This is a genomic window from Agriterribacter sp. (assembly GCF_035445465.1).
Taxonomy (GTDB): domain Bacteria; phylum Bacteroidota; class Bacteroidia; order Chitinophagales; family Chitinophagaceae; genus Agriterribacter.
Window position 1 is genome coordinate 186,391 of sequence record NZ_DAOMQT010000002.1, and the last position, 16,958, is coordinate 203,348.

At 44.2% G+C, this 16,958-nt stretch carries 11 protein-coding genes; 6 read left to right on the forward strand and 5 right to left on the reverse strand.

The window, feature by feature from the left end; all coding sequences use genetic code 11:
* Positions 1–37: 37 nt before the first annotated feature.
* The 3 genes from PLE34_RS01965 to uvrA all read right to left on the reverse strand — a co-directional run bounded on the left by PLE34_RS01965 (position 38) and on the right by uvrA (position 5,843).
* Positions 38–1,234: an ABC transporter substrate-binding protein gene (locus PLE34_RS01965; protein WP_324553687.1), complete on the reverse strand. Its 1,197-nt coding sequence runs from the start codon at positions 1,232–1,234 to the stop codon at positions 38–40.
* A 25-nt stretch (positions 1,235–1,259) separates the two neighbouring features.
* Complete coding sequence (gene guaA, locus PLE34_RS01970; RefSeq protein WP_324553689.1) at positions 1,260–2,795, reverse strand: glutamine-hydrolyzing GMP synthase; 1,536 nt, start codon at positions 2,793–2,795, stop codon at positions 1,260–1,262.
* A gap of 210 nt (positions 2,796–3,005) precedes the next feature.
* Positions 3,006–5,843 (reverse strand): excinuclease ABC subunit UvrA, encoded by a 2,838-nt coding sequence (uvrA, locus tag PLE34_RS01975; protein ID WP_324553691.1) that lies wholly within the window; start codon positions 5,841–5,843, stop codon positions 3,006–3,008.
* Between the two features lie 319 nt (positions 5,844–6,162).
* Here uvrA and PLE34_RS01980 point away from each other — a divergent pair, with 319 nt between their 5' ends.
* Entirely contained in the window at positions 6,163–6,744 is a 582-nt protein-coding gene (locus tag PLE34_RS01980; RefSeq protein ID WP_324553693.1) for an RNA polymerase sigma factor, read from the forward strand.
* A 90-nt stretch (positions 6,745–6,834) separates the two neighbouring features.
* Here the strand turns inward: PLE34_RS01980 and PLE34_RS01985 are convergent, their stop codons facing one another.
* On the reverse strand, positions 6,835–7,296 hold the full coding sequence (locus tag PLE34_RS01985) for a protein-disulfide reductase DsbD domain-containing protein (RefSeq protein ID WP_324553695.1): 462 nt from the start codon (positions 7,294–7,296) through the stop codon (positions 6,835–6,837).
* 71 nt (positions 7,297–7,367) lie between these two features.
* Positions 7,368–8,048, reverse strand: coding sequence for a phosphoribosylformylglycinamidine synthase subunit PurQ (gene purQ / locus PLE34_RS01990; RefSeq protein ID WP_324553697.1), 681 nt, complete (start codon positions 8,046–8,048; stop codon positions 7,368–7,370).
* Between the two features lie 226 nt (positions 8,049–8,274).
* On the opposite strand from purQ, the gene murQ reads away from it, so the two are divergent.
* From murQ to PLE34_RS02015, 5 genes are all read left to right on the forward strand, one after another.
* Complete coding sequence (murQ, locus tag PLE34_RS01995) at positions 8,275–9,081, forward strand: N-acetylmuramic acid 6-phosphate etherase (protein WP_324553699.1); 807 nt, start codon at positions 8,275–8,277, stop codon at positions 9,079–9,081.
* Between the two features lie 306 nt (positions 9,082–9,387).
* Positions 9,388–12,816 carry a SusC/RagA family TonB-linked outer membrane protein gene (locus PLE34_RS02000; protein ID WP_324553701.1) on the forward strand — a complete coding sequence of 1,143 codons (3,429 nt, stop codon included), beginning with the start codon at positions 9,388–9,390 and terminating at the stop codon, positions 12,814–12,816.
* Between the two features lie 11 nt (positions 12,817–12,827).
* Positions 12,828–14,663, forward strand: coding sequence for a RagB/SusD family nutrient uptake outer membrane protein (locus PLE34_RS02005; RefSeq protein ID WP_324553703.1), 1,836 nt, complete (start codon positions 12,828–12,830; stop codon positions 14,661–14,663).
* Positions 14,664–14,828: 165 nt separating this feature from the next.
* Positions 14,829–15,776: an ROK family protein gene (locus PLE34_RS02010; protein WP_324553705.1), complete on the forward strand. Its 948-nt coding sequence runs from the start codon at positions 14,829–14,831 to the stop codon at positions 15,774–15,776.
* Positions 15,777–16,937 carry an MFS transporter gene (locus tag PLE34_RS02015; protein ID WP_324553707.1) on the forward strand — a complete coding sequence of 387 codons (1,161 nt, stop codon included), beginning with the start codon at positions 15,777–15,779 and terminating at the stop codon, positions 16,935–16,937. It abuts the gene before it with no gap.
* The last annotated feature ends 21 nt before the right edge of the window (positions 16,938–16,958 follow it).

Here is a 16,958-nt window from a genome sequence, read left to right on the forward strand (position 1 = left end):
TATATGCTCAGAAACAGCCATTGTCAAATATGCGCAGTTAGTTTACTTTCGACACCGTACCGTTGAGCCGCATTAATATATAGATGCGCTTGTTTTCATAATAATCAGGCGTTGTACTATTCCTGCCCAGGTGGATAGGCTTAAAATCAAAACCGGTAAGTACCCGGTAGTTCGTATCGGAAAGGTTATCCTGTAAACGGCTATCCTGGTATTGATCAAGTAAATGCGCAAACAGGTACATCACTTCATAACCACGGAATGCCATTTCCGAAGGGTAGGTGTAGGTAGCCTGTGCGTACTGCTGTGAAAAATGGGCTACCCATGCATCTGTTTGTCCCGGATCAAAAAAGGCCGAAGAATAAATGACGGAAACAGTTTTCAACTCGGGAACGCCCAGTTCGCGAAATCCTTCCCAGGTAGGCATACCCACCAGCGTAATTTTATAAGTGGCGGACAGCGGGGAAACGGATGAGATGAGCATTTTACTGAAGCTTTCATCGAGGCTGCCGCAAATAATAACGTTTTCCCTTTCTTTATCTAATGCGGCTGCTATATTTTCGGTAGTAACCCCTGTATTCAATGTAACCTCGCGGATATTCAATACAGGGCCGGAAGAAGATGCGTTAAGTGATTTAAACACTCCCGTTACCCTGTCGTCGGCCGCATTCTTCCTGCGGAACATGATAATATTGTTAGTGCCGTGATTACGCAAAACATAATTATACAGCGCCTGTAAATGCGTATTTAGCCTGGAGTTTACGATAATCACATACGGGTTTCCGCTGATGCCGCCGTCATTGGGGTAGGTTGCGGAAACAAAAGGGATTTGTTTTTCCTTAGCCACAGTGGCAAGATCGAGGTATTCGCTGCCACTAACGGCGCCAATCAAAAGATCAACGCTATCCAGCACGCCGCTGTCTGCAAGCTTATAAACAGAGGTTTTACTTTTGGTATCGTACACCTGAACCTGTAATTGCAAGCCTTCTTTATCTAATGAATCTAATGCGAAAGCCGTTCCCTGGTAAAAGTCCAGGCCCGTGCTCATATAGCGTGGAATGGTTTTCCCCAACCTGTAGTTACCTGCTGCATTAAAAGCCGAATCAAGATACAGCGGTGCGAAAACAGCAATGCGGGGCACTTTTATTACAGGATGCATTGTTGCGCTATCCTGGGCGGCCATACGGTTTGCCAGGCACAGTAAAATATTCAAAAAAATAAATCCGGCTTTAGTCATGCGTATACCTTTACCATAAGACGTATCATTCCCACTCTATAGTTGCAGGCGGTTTGCTGCTGATATCGTACACTACCCGGTTGATGCCTCTTACATTATTTATAATTTCATTTGAGATATGTGCAAGAAATTCATAAGGCAGATGCGCCCAGTCTGCCGTCATACCATCTACAGAAGTAACCGCTCTTAATGCAACGGTATACTCATAGGTTCTTTCATCACCCATAACACCCACGCTTTTTACCGGAAGCAAAATAGCCCCCGCCTGCCATACCTTATCATACAAATCAAAAGATCGCAAAGCTTTAACATATAACGCGTCGGCTTCCTGCAGCAAACGTACTTTTTCCTGCGTTATATCTCCCAGTATGCGAATGGCCAACCCGGGGCCGGGGAAGGGGTGACGGAAGAGCATGGCCAGGGGAAGCCCCAGTTCGAGCCCAACTTTTCTTACTTCATCTTTGAAAAGGTAACGCAGCGGCTCTACCAACTCAAGATGCATTTTTTCGGGCAGTCCTCCTACATTGTGGTGCGACTTAATGGTAACAGACGGTCCATGCACCGATACGCTTTCAATAACATCAGGATATATAGTGCCCTGACCCAGTAATCCTATATTTTCAATTTGATGCGCTTCTTCGTCAAATATTTCAATAAAAGTTTTGCCTATGATCTTCCTTTTTTCTTCAGGATTTGTTTTGCCGGCCAGATTGCTGTAAAAACGGTCACGGGCATCCACACCTCTGACATTCAGCCCAATTTCGTTATAGGTTTTCAAAACCTGTTCAAACTCGTCTTTTCTTAATACACCGTTGTCTACAAAAATGCCAAACAGCCTGTCGCCAATGGCCTGATGTATCAATGTGGCGGCAACTGTTGAGTCAACGCCCCCGCTCAATGCCATAATTACCCTGCGGTTACCGATCTGCTTTTTCAGGTTTTCTATGGTATCGCTTACAAAATGCGCCGGCGTCCAGTCCTGGGTGCACCCGCATATTTCCACCAGAAAATTCCGGATCAGTTGTTTGCCATAGGTGGAATGATATACTTCGGGATGAAATTGCAGCCCGTAAATAATATGAGCATCACTGCCATTTTTTTTGAAAGCGGCTACAGGTATAGTATCTGTTGTTCCCAGCAGCTCAAAGCCGGCAGGGGTTTCTAATATGGAATCGCCATGGCTCATCCATACCTGCGATGCTACAGGCACATCCGTCCACAGCACATCCTCCTGTGTAACTTTTAACAGGGCCCGGCCGTATTCCCTTTTTTCCGACTTTTCAACTTTACCACCAAATGTTTTGGCGGTAAGCTGCGCACCATAGCAAATGCCAAGTACCGGCACTTTTTTACTGATGGCTTCAATATCCACTAAAGGCGCGTTGCTGTCGTTTACCGAAAAAGGAGAGCCTGATAAAATAACGGCCTTTAATCCGGGTGTATAGCTGATGGGCTTATTAAAGGGAGTAATTTCACAATACACGCTGGCTTCACGTACAGCCCGCGCTATAAGCTGGGTATACTGGGAACCGAAGTCAAGAATAATTATCTTTTCTGTCATTTGGATGCGAAGGTAATAAAATGCTGTTATTGCGGTTATACGTTATTGCGGCTATACAACGTCTGCAGACTTTGTATCATTTATGTTCTTACGGGACTAAGTCCCGCAAAAGCCTGCTTAAGCAAAAACCGGTTTTGTTTAAGCCTGGGTGGAACATAGCTGTGCGAAGTCCGGAGACTTCGCACAGCGGCTTTGTGCACAGCGGCTTTGTTATAAAAACTTTGCAGTATAGCTTTCCTTTACTTTTGTCAGATCAGCCGGTGTGCCTGCAAAAACAAGGCTGCCACCGGCATCGCCCGCTTCCGGACCGAGATCAATTACCCAATCGGCGTTTCTTATTACATCGGTATTGTGTTCGATCACCCATATAGAATGTCCCTGCTCTATTAATGCACGAAAGGAACTAAGCAATTTGTTGATATCGTGAAAATGCAGGCCCGTGGTAGGTTCATCAAAAATGAACAGGATATGCCCCTGCGATCTGCCTTTTCCCAGAAAGGAAGCCAACTTTACGCGCTGCGCTTCACCGCCGGAAAGCGTATCGCTCGATTGTCCGAGCTTTACATATCCCAGCCCCACATCGGCAAGCGGTTTTAATTTTGTAATAATGTCTTTCTGCTCCTTAAAAAACTGAAGGGCTTCATCTACGCTCATTTCCAATACATCAAAAATATTTTTCTCTTTATAGGTCACCGCCAGTACTTCTTCTTTAAACCTTTTCCCGTTGCAAACTTCACAGGTAAGATGCACATCGGCCAAAAACTGCATTTCAACCACCTGTTCGCCTTCTCCTTTGCAGGCATCACAGCGGCCGCCTTCCACGTTAAAAGAAAAATGTTTTGGCTGAAAGCCGTTTATTTTACTCAGCGGTTGTTTGGCGTACAGATCCCTTATCTCATCGTAGGCCTTAATATAGGTTACCGGGTTACTGCGAGATGATTTTCCAATAGGATTCTGGTCTACCAGCTCTACCTGCGTAATATGATCCACATCGCCGGTAATGACCTTATGCAAACCCACTTTTTCTGTGAACTCCCCTTTTATTTTTTTTAAAGCGGGATATACAATTTGTTTTACTAAGGTGGTTTTTCCGCTACCGCTTACGCCGCTTACCACGCATAAAACATTCAATGGAAATTCAACAGTAATGTTCTTCAGGTTATGCTGGCGGGCGCCTTCCACTGTTACCGACCGTTTCCATTTGCGAACCGTTGCGGGGGATTCAATTTTTAGTTCGCCTTTGAGGTATTTCCCGGTAAGACTTTCTTTGTTACGGATGATAGCGTCATAATCGCCTTCCGCGATCACTTCACCACCCAGATGACTGGCCAGGGGGCCCATATCAATGATGTGATCTGCTTCGCGCATCATCATCTCGTCATGCTCCACCACCACCACGGTATTACCCAGGTCCCTTAATTCTTTTAATACTTTTATCAGCCGTGCCGTATCTCTCGAATGCAATCCAATAGAAGGCTCATCAAGTATATACAAAGAGCTGGTGAGGTTGCTGCCCAGGCTCCTGGTGAGCTGAATGCGCTGGCTTTCTCCGCCGCTAATGCTGTTGGCCAGGCGGTTCAGGCTCAGGTAACCCAGTCCTACGTCGAGCAACACCTGCAAACGTTGCTCAATTTCAATAAGCACGCGCTTTGCAACCTGCCGGTCATAATCACTGAGCCGCAGTGCATCAAACCATTGTTTCAGGTCTTTTACCTGCAGTTCGCACAATTCTCCAATGTGTTTTCCATCAACCTTTACATATAAGGCTTCTTTCCGCAACCGGTAACCCTTACATTCCGGGCAGGTGGTTCTTCCGCGGTAGCGGGATAGCAATACCCGGTATTGTACCTTATATAAGTTCTGCTCTACTTCTTTGAAGAAGTCGTTAATGCCTTTTGCATGGGCATTACCATTCCATAGCTCATCATATTGCTGCGGGGTAAGATCAATAACAGGCTTATGTACGGGAAAGTTAAAATATTTGGCGCCCCGTATGAACTGATCTTTCCAGCGGCTGAGCTTCTCGCCTTTCCACGGCGCCACAGCGCCTTCGTACAGGCTTAACCGCGGGTCGGGTATTACCAGTCCCGCATCAATACCCAGCACCTGCGAAAAGCCTTCGCATACGGGGCATGCGCCGTAAGGATTATTAAACGAAAAAAGATTGGGCACAGGCTCTTCGAATGTAATGCCGTCCTTTTCAAACCTGTTAGAATAGGGCAGCTGTTTTGCACCATTCACTTCAAGCATCATTTCTCCTTCTCCTTCAAAAAAAGCAGTGCCAACGGAGTCGGCCAAACGATGCATATCGTCTTCATCAAAGGGCTTTACCACTATGCGGTCAATCAAAATGTACATACGGTCTGCGGAAGAGTTTTTGATAAACCGCTTTTTTAACTCTGTATCCTTTTGTTCAAGCGTATCCTCAATACGCAATATTTCGCCTCCGGAAGATCCCGGGATAACATATAATCTCGAAAATCCTTTTTGCAGCAGTATATTCAATTCTTCCCTGGTATCTCTTTTACCCTGCAGCCTGAACGGGGCAAGTATTAGTATCTTATCGCCGGTATTATGTGTGTTAATGGCTTCCACCACATCCTTCACGTCATCTTTCCTCACTTCCTCCCCGCTTACCGGTGAAATGGTTTTACCAATACGGGCAAACAGCAGGCGCAGGTAATCATATATCTCTGTCATACTGCCCACGGTGGAGCGCGGTGTACGGGTAACTACTTTTTGTTCGATGGCTATGGCAGGACACAAGCCCTTAATAAAGTCCACATCCGGCTTATTCATCCTGTTCAAAAACTGGCGGGCGTATGCGCTGAGGCTTTCTGCATAGCGGCGCTGCCCTTCCGCAAACAGGGTATCAATAGTAAGCGACGATTTACCGGATCCGGAAACACCTGTTACTACCACCAGCTTATTACGGGGGATCTCAACCGTTATGTTTTTTAAATTATGTACTCTTGCGCCTTTAATTAAAATATTATTATTACTGCGCTGTACCAGTGGCTTTTTCTTTTTTCCTGATGTAGCTATCATAAAAGTGCTGTAAAATTAATACTAAATTGTTTAGCTTAAACAATGTGTCAATAAATAAACTGCGCTTGAGAAATGGTATTATTGTTTCCAAGGCGGAGTATTTAATATTTTGCTGTTTATCGAAGATTTTCAAATGTTAATCGAAATTTATTTAACGAAAATTTGGTTATATGAAAAAAAGCAATACTTTAGCAGTCCCAATATCGTACGAAAGAAACTAGAATTTAAAACATTACCGCCTATTTGGTATTAACTTCTACTTCTCTTGTTATGCTATTGGGGATATCAAAATCCCAACCATTAAAAACCGTAGAAGTTTATGAAATCCCTAACCAATTTGCCTGACCAGCAATTGATTCACCTCTTTATGAGTGGTGACGCGTCCGCACTTGAAAATCTTATCGTCCGCCACAAGGACAAGATTTACACTTCCATTTTTCTTCTTGTTAAGGACAAGTACCTGGCCGAAGACATTTTCCAGGATGTTTTTATCAGGGTTATTGACACCATCCGTAGTGGCCGTTACACGGAAGAAGGAAAGTTCCTGCCCTGGGCTATGCGTATTGCCCACAATCTTTGTGTAGATCATTTTCGCAAGGTTAAGCGTACCCCCGCTATTAAAACCGGCGATGACCGCGACATTTTTGAAGTGATCAATTTTTCGGAAGATGGTGTTGACCGCCTCATGATGCAGCGTCAAAGTCATGGCCGTGTTCGCGAAATGCTTGACCGCCTTCCTGAAGACCAGCGTGAAGTGATCATTTTAAGACATTACGCCGAATTAAGTTTCAAAGAAATTGCTACGTTAACCGATTGCAGTATCAATACCGCTCTGGGCCGTATGCGCTATGGTTTAATTAACCTGCGGAAAATGATGCAGGAAAAACAAATTGCCTTATAACACATCTACTCAAATAAAAAGGGGGCTGTATATTTTATACAACCCCTTTTTTATTTCCTGACCCTTTACCCTGAATATTTTTTAGCAGCTTTACCCGCCGATATTTACTTTAAACGGAACTTCTGCAGGCGGTAAACACTCCTTATCATCACATACCATAAATTCCACGGTTCCGCCCACATGGGTTTTAATCTTCTTTTTTAATTTCACCACCTGCACAAACTCTACTTTATTTTCATAGTAGTTCACATCGCCGCCCCATACTTCTTCGTGCTTTTTGATCATTTTACCCATTTCCTTAACCTTACCATTGATACTAATAAGCGGATTGCGCGTAAACGTGAATAAAGTAGGTACCGGCCCTTCTACACCAACATCCTGTGCATACATATGATACCTGCCGTTGATGTCGGCCGTAAAACGGATTTCATAGGTATCATCTGCTATCTTTTTAGAAGCAAAGATCCAGTTCACCATCTTGGCAGATCCGCTTTGCGCGAAAAGCGTATTTACGGAAAACAAAACGGCTATAAACAGTATAATTTTTCGCATAATATGAAAAGATTTAAAACGCGGATACGCTGCAAATCTCATATAAATAGACTTAAATATTTCCCAAAAGATTAACCAGCCGGAACAGCGCTTTCGGCCAACAATAAATCCCGCAGCACTTTTCTACCGTCGGTATTGCCAAGCGCCACATTGCATGCCCTTTCAGGATGCGGCATCATTCCAAAAACATTACGGGCAGCATTGGTAATGCCTGCTATATGACGCAGGCTGCCGTTTGGATTGGCAGAAGCGGTTATTTCGCCCGATGCATTGCAATACCTGTAAATAACCTGGTTATTGCTTTCCAGCAGGTCCAGCGTTTTTTCATCTGCATAATACCTGCCTTCTCCGTGCGCCAACGGAATTTTTAACGGAACCCCGTCTTCTCCTTTTATGTATACATTTTTGCAAACGAATTTCATGTTTTCATTACGCAATAAAACGCCGGGCAATAAACCGGCTTCGCATAATATTTGAAAGCCGTTACAAACGCCTAATACCTTTCCGCCTTTTTGAGCAAAAGCAATTACGCTTTGCATCATAGGACTGAACCGTGCAATGGCGCCGCATCGCAAATAATCCCCGAAAGAGAAGCCCCCGGGTAAAACAATACAATCTGTTGTGTCAAAAGCAGACAGGTCTTCATCTTTATGCCAAAGCTCTGTTACTTCATAACCGAGATCTTCCCGCAGCGCATAAATCATATCGCTGTCGCAATTGGAGCCGGGAAAAACAACTACGCCGAATTTCATAACTGATTATTGTATGCAGCAAAGGTACGCTGTTGAAAGGATATGGCAAACCGGGCTAAAACCACCGGCTATACCTGCTGGAATGCGTTTTTTAAAGTAAATATTTACGTTTTATTGCATTATTTTTTGATTATTTGCCATTTTTATATAGTTTAACACTTGTATTGTGCAGCTTTGTGCAATTTTATAAGAGAATAAGGTATGTCAATCTAAATCATATTACAGGATGCTTACAACTGAAATGCCCTCACGCTTCGACGGATTAGAAAAGATGTCGGTAAAGGAAATACTGGAGGGCATAAACAGCGAGGACCAGACTGTTCCCCTGGCAGTAGCAAAAGCAATGGCTCAGATAGAAGCACTGGTAACTGCTATTGTAAAAAGGATGAAAAAGGGAGGACGTCTTTTTTACATTGGCGCTGGTACCAGCGGCCGACTGGGTATTTTGGATGCATCTGAATGTCCGCCAACGTTTGGCGTTCCCGAAGACTGGGTTATTGGCATTATGGCCGGCGGTGATGGCGCCATAAGAAAAGCGGTAGAGTTTGCCGAAGATAACCGGCAGAAGGGGCTTGACGACCTGCAGGCATACGCCATTGATAAATTAGATACGGTAATAGGCATTGCCGCCTCAGGCACCACACCTTATGTAATTGGCGGAGTAGAAGGCGCACGCAAGCTGGGATTGCTTACAGGTTGCATTACCTGCAACCTGAACACCCCGCTGGGAATGGCAGCGCAATATCCTGTTGAGGTTGTTGCCGGTCCGGAATTTGTAACAGGCAGTACCCGCATGAAGGCTGGAACTGCTCAAAAGCTTGTGCTCAATATGATCTCCACAGCTATAATGATTCAATTAGGCAGGGTAAAAGGCAATAAAATGGTGGACATGAAACTCAGTAATAATAAACTCATAGCCAGAGGGGTAAATATTGTAATGAAAGAACTGAACGTTGATCATAAAACAGCAAAACAGCTTATTTCAAAAAATAAAAATGTAAGAAAAGCCATAGAAAACAGGAAACAACGCTGAAAAGCATTTTTTTGCAGCTTTAAAATAAAAATTTGCATTTATTTTCTATTTTTTGCGTTTTATTGCAATTTTATTTTTATCTTGTTCATTCAATAGCTATGCTCTATAAGCCCGCCTGTTCCCGGAAAGATGGTTTACAACCGGGCTTTAGTTCATAGAAGAAACAATAGTTTATTTATCCTCCGTACCCGAACAAAAATTGCCATTATTGACTTTTAAAAATATACTGGAATATACTGGTTGGAAAACCAGTTGAATAACAAATAGCAGGTAGAGCTTCTTAATTTTTAAACCAAAACGATTGCTATGATCAAAATTCAGCGCTTTTTACTCCTAACCGGCATTTTACTTTGCCACCTGTTGCTGCAGGCACAGGAAAAGACCATAACCGGCCGCGTTGTATCTAAAAATGAAAAAGAGCCACTCCCCGGCGTTTCCGTAACCAATATTGCTAGCAACAGCAATACGATCACCGATGAAAACGGGAACTTCCGCATTGCTGCACAAGCCGGACAAAGATTAAGTTTTTCCTTCGTAGGCTTTAAAACCGCTTTTCTTACAGTATCCGCCAGTGGCAATACGCTCGGTGTTGAGCTGGAAAATGCAGATAATGTACTGGATGATGTAGTAGTGGTAGGATATGGCACGCAAAAAAGGGGAAACCTTACCGGCGCAGTTGCCACTATTGATGTACAGAAATCTGTACAGAACAGGCCCGTAGCAGATGTAGGCAGAGCTATGCAGGGCGGGGCAGCGGGATTAAGCGTTACAGTTCCCAGCGGTGAAATAGGCTCTGATCCTATTATCAAGATCCGTGGCCAGATGGGTTCTTTCCAGGGCGGCTCTTCTCCGCTAATATTGCTCGACAACGTTGAAATACCCAGCATACAACTGGTAAACCCTAATGATATTGCCAATATAACCATTTTAAAAGACGCGGCAGCAGCTTCTATTTATGGTTCAAAAGCATCTTTCGGGGTAATATTGATTACTACAAAAAAAGGTGCTGCAGGCGGCAAACCCCAGGTGAGCTATACAAATAACTTTTCCTGGCAAAATGTATGGAAAGACCTGGAAATGGCGCGTGTAAACGGATTGAAATATACTGTTGACGCTGCAGAACGGGTAGGAACTTTTACGCCAACAGGCGCTTTCTATTACGTAGACAGGGCAAGCTACGACAAGGCAGTTGCATGGGATGATAATTATGGTAGTACAATAGGAAAAGATGATCCCACGGTTTTTGGAAGAGATTGGTTTGTGCAGGGCTCTAATCAGAAAATGGGTGTGCGCACATACGACCCTTACGATTATATGATAAAAGAATGGGCCCCTACGCAGCAGCACAATCTTTCATTCGGGCTTACCACAGGTAAAACTTCTTATAACCTGGGCCTGGGACTGCTGGATCAGAGCGGTATGATAAAGCCGGCTAAAAAAGACCAGTTTACAAGATACAATGCTTCACTTAAAATATCCAGCGAGATCAATAAATACCTGACCGTTCGTGGCGGAGCGTTATACTCGCAAAGAAATAAAGAATATCCTTATGTAACCAATTCTACCACTGCCGACCCATGGTTGTACCTGTATCGCTGGGGACCTTTATACCCGTTTGGCAATGATGAGAACGGCGATCCCATCCGCAGCCCCGTGAGTGAAATGGCAGCAGCCAATACCGCTAATATTCTCCAGAATTATACAAATATAAGTCTTGGCGCTACCGTAAATATATTAAGCAACTGGAAGGTAGATTTTGACTATACCAACACCAACGAAGAGGAGCTGTGGAAGCGGCCCGGAACCAGGTATACTGCCCGTAACTCATGGGTTGCACCAAAGGCCAGAGTTGATGCAGGTGGTAACCCGCTGTATGTAAATGATGCCGGGCAGGTAGTGTCATCTACCGACCCCGGTGCTATCCCTGCTTATGATTTGTCTTATGACATGTATACTTCGTACGGTGCTAACCCCGATCATTTTGCCCGCACTGCCACAAACTTTTCGAGCAATACCATCAATGCGTACACAACGTATAATCTTGACCTGGGCACTGACCACAGGCTCAAATTTATTGCCGGTATTAACCGTGTTACGGCTACTACTGAATGGCAATCTTCGCAAATCACTAATCTTTCAGATATTATCAACCCACAGTTCAGATTTGGAACCGGAACCCAAACGATTGATGGTAATAAAGCATGGGAGTCTCAGTTAGGCTATTTTGGTCGTATCAACTATGCCTTTAAAGAAAAATACCTTTTGGAGGGCAATTTGCGTTATGATGGTTCCTCAAAATTTCCAACAGATCTGAAGTGGCGTTGGTTCCCCTCCTTTTCGGCAGGTTGGATAGCCAGCGAAGAAACATTTATGCAATGGAGCCGTCCGGTATTAAGTTTTCTTAAGTTCCGCGGCTCATGGGGTTCTATCGGAGATCAAAGCGTTCCAAATAATCTGTATATAGCCATCATGCCCAGCGGGCAATCTACATGGATCGGCGGCAACGGGGCAAGGGTAAATTATGTTGGCTCTCCGGCCGCTGTTGCTGCAAGTATACGCTGGCAGGATATTCTAACTACCAACTTTGGAGTAGATGCCGGATTTTTAGACGGCAGGCTGAATGTTAATTTTGACATCTTCCAGAGAAATACCAATAACATGATCGTGCCGGCAGAAGGTATTCCTTTAACGTTTGGCACAGGTGCGCCACAGAGTAACTACGGTTCTTTGAAAACCAAAGGCTGGGATCTCGGACTGTCTTTCAACCACAGGTTTGAAAACGGAATGGGCATAAACATCAGTGGTAATCTTTCTGATTCTAAAACCACTTTAACAGCCTATGGCTCGGGCACACAGGTTACAGGAAATTATAACGGCAAAGTTTTAGGCGAAATATGGGGATATCGTACAGACAGGTTGTACCAGGAAGATGATTTTATGCTTGACGGATCGGGCAATCCTGTGTTGATCACATTGACAAATGCAGAAACTGCCCTGTATGCAGGAAGACAGGTTTACCAGTTAAACCCCGGAGCAGATGGGAAGAAACCTGTTTACCAGGCATTTTTACAAAATTCTGCCAACTTCAGGTTTGGTCCCGGCGATGTGAAGTTTAAAGATGTGAATGGCGACGGAGAGCTCAACAATGGTAAAGGTACGCTGGAAGATCACGGCGACCTGGAGGTAATTGGTAACTCCAATCCTCGGTATGAGTATGGCTTTAGAATAGGAGCGGATTACAGGGGTTTTGACATCAGCGTGTTTTTTCAGGGTGTAGGCAGCCGTAAGATCTGGGGGCAGGGCTTTTTAAGCATCCCCGGCTTCCAGTCTTCAGATGGCGCCATGCCGGAAGCTATAGCAGGCAATTACTGGACACCGGAAACGCCGGATGCATTTTACCCGGCAGCTTATAATAATGCCGGAAGCAATACCGCCAATAATATGCAGGTGCAGGACAGGTACCTGATGAATATGGCCTATATGCGTTTAAAAAATTTAACAGTCGGCTATTCCCTGCCCAAACCCCTGCTCGATAAGGCACATATAACAACCTTAAGAGTATATATAGCGCTGGAGAACTTTATAACCTGGGATCATTTAAAAGGATTACCTATTGATCCTGAAAGTATAAGCGGCTATTCCATGTGGAATACTTCCAATTATAATTCGGGTCGCACAGGTACGGGTGTGCCGGCTTTTAAAAGCTTTTCCGCTGGTCTTCAATTGAACTTTTAAACTTGATTATAATGAAGAAAATAAAATTAATATATAATCTGGCGGCAATTATTTTATTGGCAAGTTGTAATAAAAATATACTCGACCGCCCACCTTTAACCAGCTATGTTGACGGGCAATACTGGCGAAATGAAGATGATATCCGCATGTATACCAATAGCTATTATTCCTATTATTTCAGTGGATACAATACGTCGTTTACCGCCGATTATACACCGGTAAGAGGATATACATTTTCAGACGATCTTACAGGTAAAAACGTACAGTCTAACTTTGAAAGCAGTGTACCCACATCAAGAGGATCTACTGCCGAAGGCGCTGAGTGGTTGCAAACATATGCCGGCCCAACATGGAATTTTGCATGGGTAAGAAAATCAAATATTCTACTTGAACGCCTTGAATCTAAAGTTAAACCTAACATTTCGGAAGATGCTTACAAACACTGGACAGCGGTTGCCCGTTTTTTCAGGGGATTTGAGTACAGCAGATTGGTAAGTGTTTTCGGTGCAGTTCCTTATTTTGACAAGGTGGTACCTGATGATGATTTACCTGCCTTATACAAAGACAGGGACGACCGCGGAATAGTGATGGATAATGTATATGAGGATTTCAAATACGTGCTGACCAATATGCGTGAAAATGACGGGGCACAATTTTTAAACAAGTACATAGCAGCCGCATTTATTTCAAGGTTAATGTTATTTGAAGGCACTTATCAGCATTATCACGGATTAGATGCCGCAAGAGCCAAAAAATACCTCGAGTTTGCGGTAGAAGCCGCTGAGATAGTGATGAACAGCAGTAAGTATAATTTTGGAAGGGATTTCAAATCATTGTTTTCTTCAGAAAGCCTGGCAGGCCATCCTGAGGTGTTGTTATACAGAGTATATGATGCGGCATTAACAGTAACCCATTGTATAGGCTCCTATCAAAATGGCACCGAGGTGGTAGGTGTGGATGCTAACCTTGTGCTGGTTAAATCATTTATCGCCAATGATGGAAAAGTATGGCAAAACTCAGGTGTGCCTGATGCTGAAAGCTTTACAATTGCCGATCTGGTAAAAACAAGAGACCCCCGCTTTGAAGCCTCATTTGTTGATAAAGCGCTTACGTCATCCGCTACGCTTTTGTATGGCTTTAAGTTTGCATCAAGAGACGCGATAACTTATATAGGCAAAACCTATCCTGCCGCGTGGGGAAGCAATACCAATACAAGTGATGCGCCTGTTATGCGACTGGCAGAAGTGGTATTAAACTGGATAGAGGCAAAAGCGGTATTGGCAGAATACCTTGGCGGCAGCCCTGTTACCCAGGAGGATATTGACAAATCCATTAATGCCATTCGCCTGCGACCGCTTGATGCAGCGGCTGCCGACAAAGGTGTGCAACAAACAGCACCATTGATGTTAAGTGCATTGCCCAATGATCCTGACAAAGATGCGGATGTGCCATCTTTACTATGGGAAATACGCAGAGAAAGAAGAATGGAGTTTGTGTTTGAAAATACAAGGCTTTTAGATTTGAAAAGGTGGAAAAAGCTAAGCAATATGGACTTCAGCACCAATCCGGATTATTTCCTTGGCCCGTGGGTAAATGTGCAGGCCGAAGCTCCGGCTTATTTAACGGCCACCTATGTTGGCAGAACAAAAGTTAAGCTGCTGGATGGCACAGTGATTACTTATGATGGTAGTAACGCTGCTTCGTTAGTAGGCTTCTGGATGGTGGATAATGCGCAAAACAGAAATCCTTTTACAGACAAATCTTACCTGGCGCCTGTAGGGCAGTCTCAGATTATTCAATATGAGGAAAAAGGATTCAAACTTACTCAAACGCCCGGCTGGCAATAACCTGTTCAGAGATTTGTTTCAATAGTTCTGATAAGGAGGCTGTATCAAAAGCATGATACAGCCTCCTACTTTAATTCCATTTCTGCCAACATTTAATTTAACTTACATACTCCAAAAATATCCGCCCTTTAATGCTTTTACTGATCATTAAAAACTGTATTTACTATGGCTGTACTGGGCATTGACCTGGGTGGAACAAAATTATTAGCAGGCGTTTTTTCGGAAAGCGGTGAATTATTGCATAAAGAGAAAGCAGACCTTGAAAACAGGAAGGGTGCGGAAGTGGGCGCATTCATCACTCAAAAGATAAACATACTGCAATCTGAATGGCAGCAAAAAGGTAACGGCATATTGGCTACTGGTGTAGCCGTACCAGGTATCAGTAATCCGGCAAACGGTACCGTGTGGGCGCCCAATATACCCGGCTGGGAAGCGTACCCGCTTTTAAATGAATTGCAGCAAAATTGTAAAGACACCAGTATAATTATTGACAACGACCGGTCATGCAGCCTCCTGGGAGAAATATGGAAAGGAAATGCACGCCAATGCAACAACGTTATCTTTCTTACTGTAGGTACAGGAATAGGCGCGGGCATTATGGCTAATGGAAATATCATACACGGAGCTCAGGGCATATCCGGAGCTATTGGCTGGATGGCATTAAGCACCCCTTTTCGCGATGCATATACATCGTGCGGTTGCTTTGAGCAACATGCGTCTGGGGAAGGCATTGCCAAGTCGGCCCGCGAATTGCTACAGTCAGAAAAAATTACAACCAGCCTGCTAAACCGCGTTCCACTGAAAGATATTAAAGCCCGTCATGTATTTAACGCTTACAGCGATGGCGATCCTGCCGCTATAAGCGTAATAAAACAATGCATCCAATACTGGGGAATGGCAGTAGCCAACCTGGTAAGTTTATTCAACCCCGAAAAAATAATTTTTGGCGGAGGTGTGTTTGGCCCCGCATTGCAGTTCCTGCCCGACATTATGGAGGAAGCCTGTCGTTGGGCGCAACCTGTTAGCATTAAGCAAACGCGGTTTGAGCCTTCTGCGCTGGGAGATGAAGCCTGCTTATATGGCGCTGCATATTTAGCCTTAAAAAATAAATAAATGACAACTCCCGCAGCATATAATAAAACAACGCTTTTCATTGCTGCATGCTGCGGCTTATTGCTTTTTGGTATTGCACTGCTTACGCTGGGCAGTGTATCGCAGGGGCTGCAGCAAAATTTCAAATTAGATAAGCTGGAGGCAGGAACCCTGTTTGCCATTCTTCCCGCCGGTTTGCTTACAGGCTCGCTTTTTTTTGGACCGGTATGCGACAGGTACGGGTATAAGGTTTTGCTTGTTACCGCCTGTATATTACTGGCAACAGGTTTTACAGGCATCGCTTATTCGCCATCCACCGGCTGGCTTCAGTTCTCCATCTTTATTTTTGGATTGGCCGGCGGCATCATCAATGGCGCTACCAATGCCGTAGTGGCCGATATCAGCGGCGAATACAAAGGCGCCAATCTCAGCCTGCTGGGTGTATCCTTTGGAGTAGGCGCGCTGGGTCTGCCTTTTGTGCTGGGCATACTGAAACAACATTACACCTATCCTTTCATTCTTTCGGGGGCGGCTGTTATTGCGCTGCTCGTTGCATTGTTTTACCTGCTTATCCGGTTCCCGTTGCCCAAAATAACCCGGGGTGTGCCTTTGAAAAAAAGTTTCGGGTTATTAAAAGACATGGTGCTGCTGCTGATTGCTTTTTATCTTTTTTGCCAAAGCAGCCTGGAAGCCATTGTAAACAACTGGACAACTACTTTTCTGATTGAGCGAAAAAACCTTTCAGACAGTAATGCCTTGTACGCCCTTTCGGCCTGTATTGCCGGCATGACGCTGATGCGCCTGTTAACGGGAACCATATTTAGAGAAATAACCGCTAAAAAGATCTTATTGTTTTCTTTTGGTTTGTTCCTATGCGGGATCGTTTTGCTGCAAACCACTGCCTCCTTTTTTACAGCGCTTTCTGGGTTATTATTGCTGGGAGCCGGTATTGCGGGTGGCTTCCCCATTATGCTGGGGTTAGTTGGCAGCCGTTATGCCGCTTTGTCGGGCACCGCGTTTAGCCTGGTATTGGTGATCGCAATTACCGGAAATATACTGGTTAACTACCTGATGGGCATAGTGGCGGAAACATATGGCATACAACATTTTATTACTTTGCTGTATGTAGAGCTTGGCGTAATGGTATTGCTTTTCATTTCCATCTTTAAAAAAATAAAATAAATTTTCACTTTAAAATTTCAT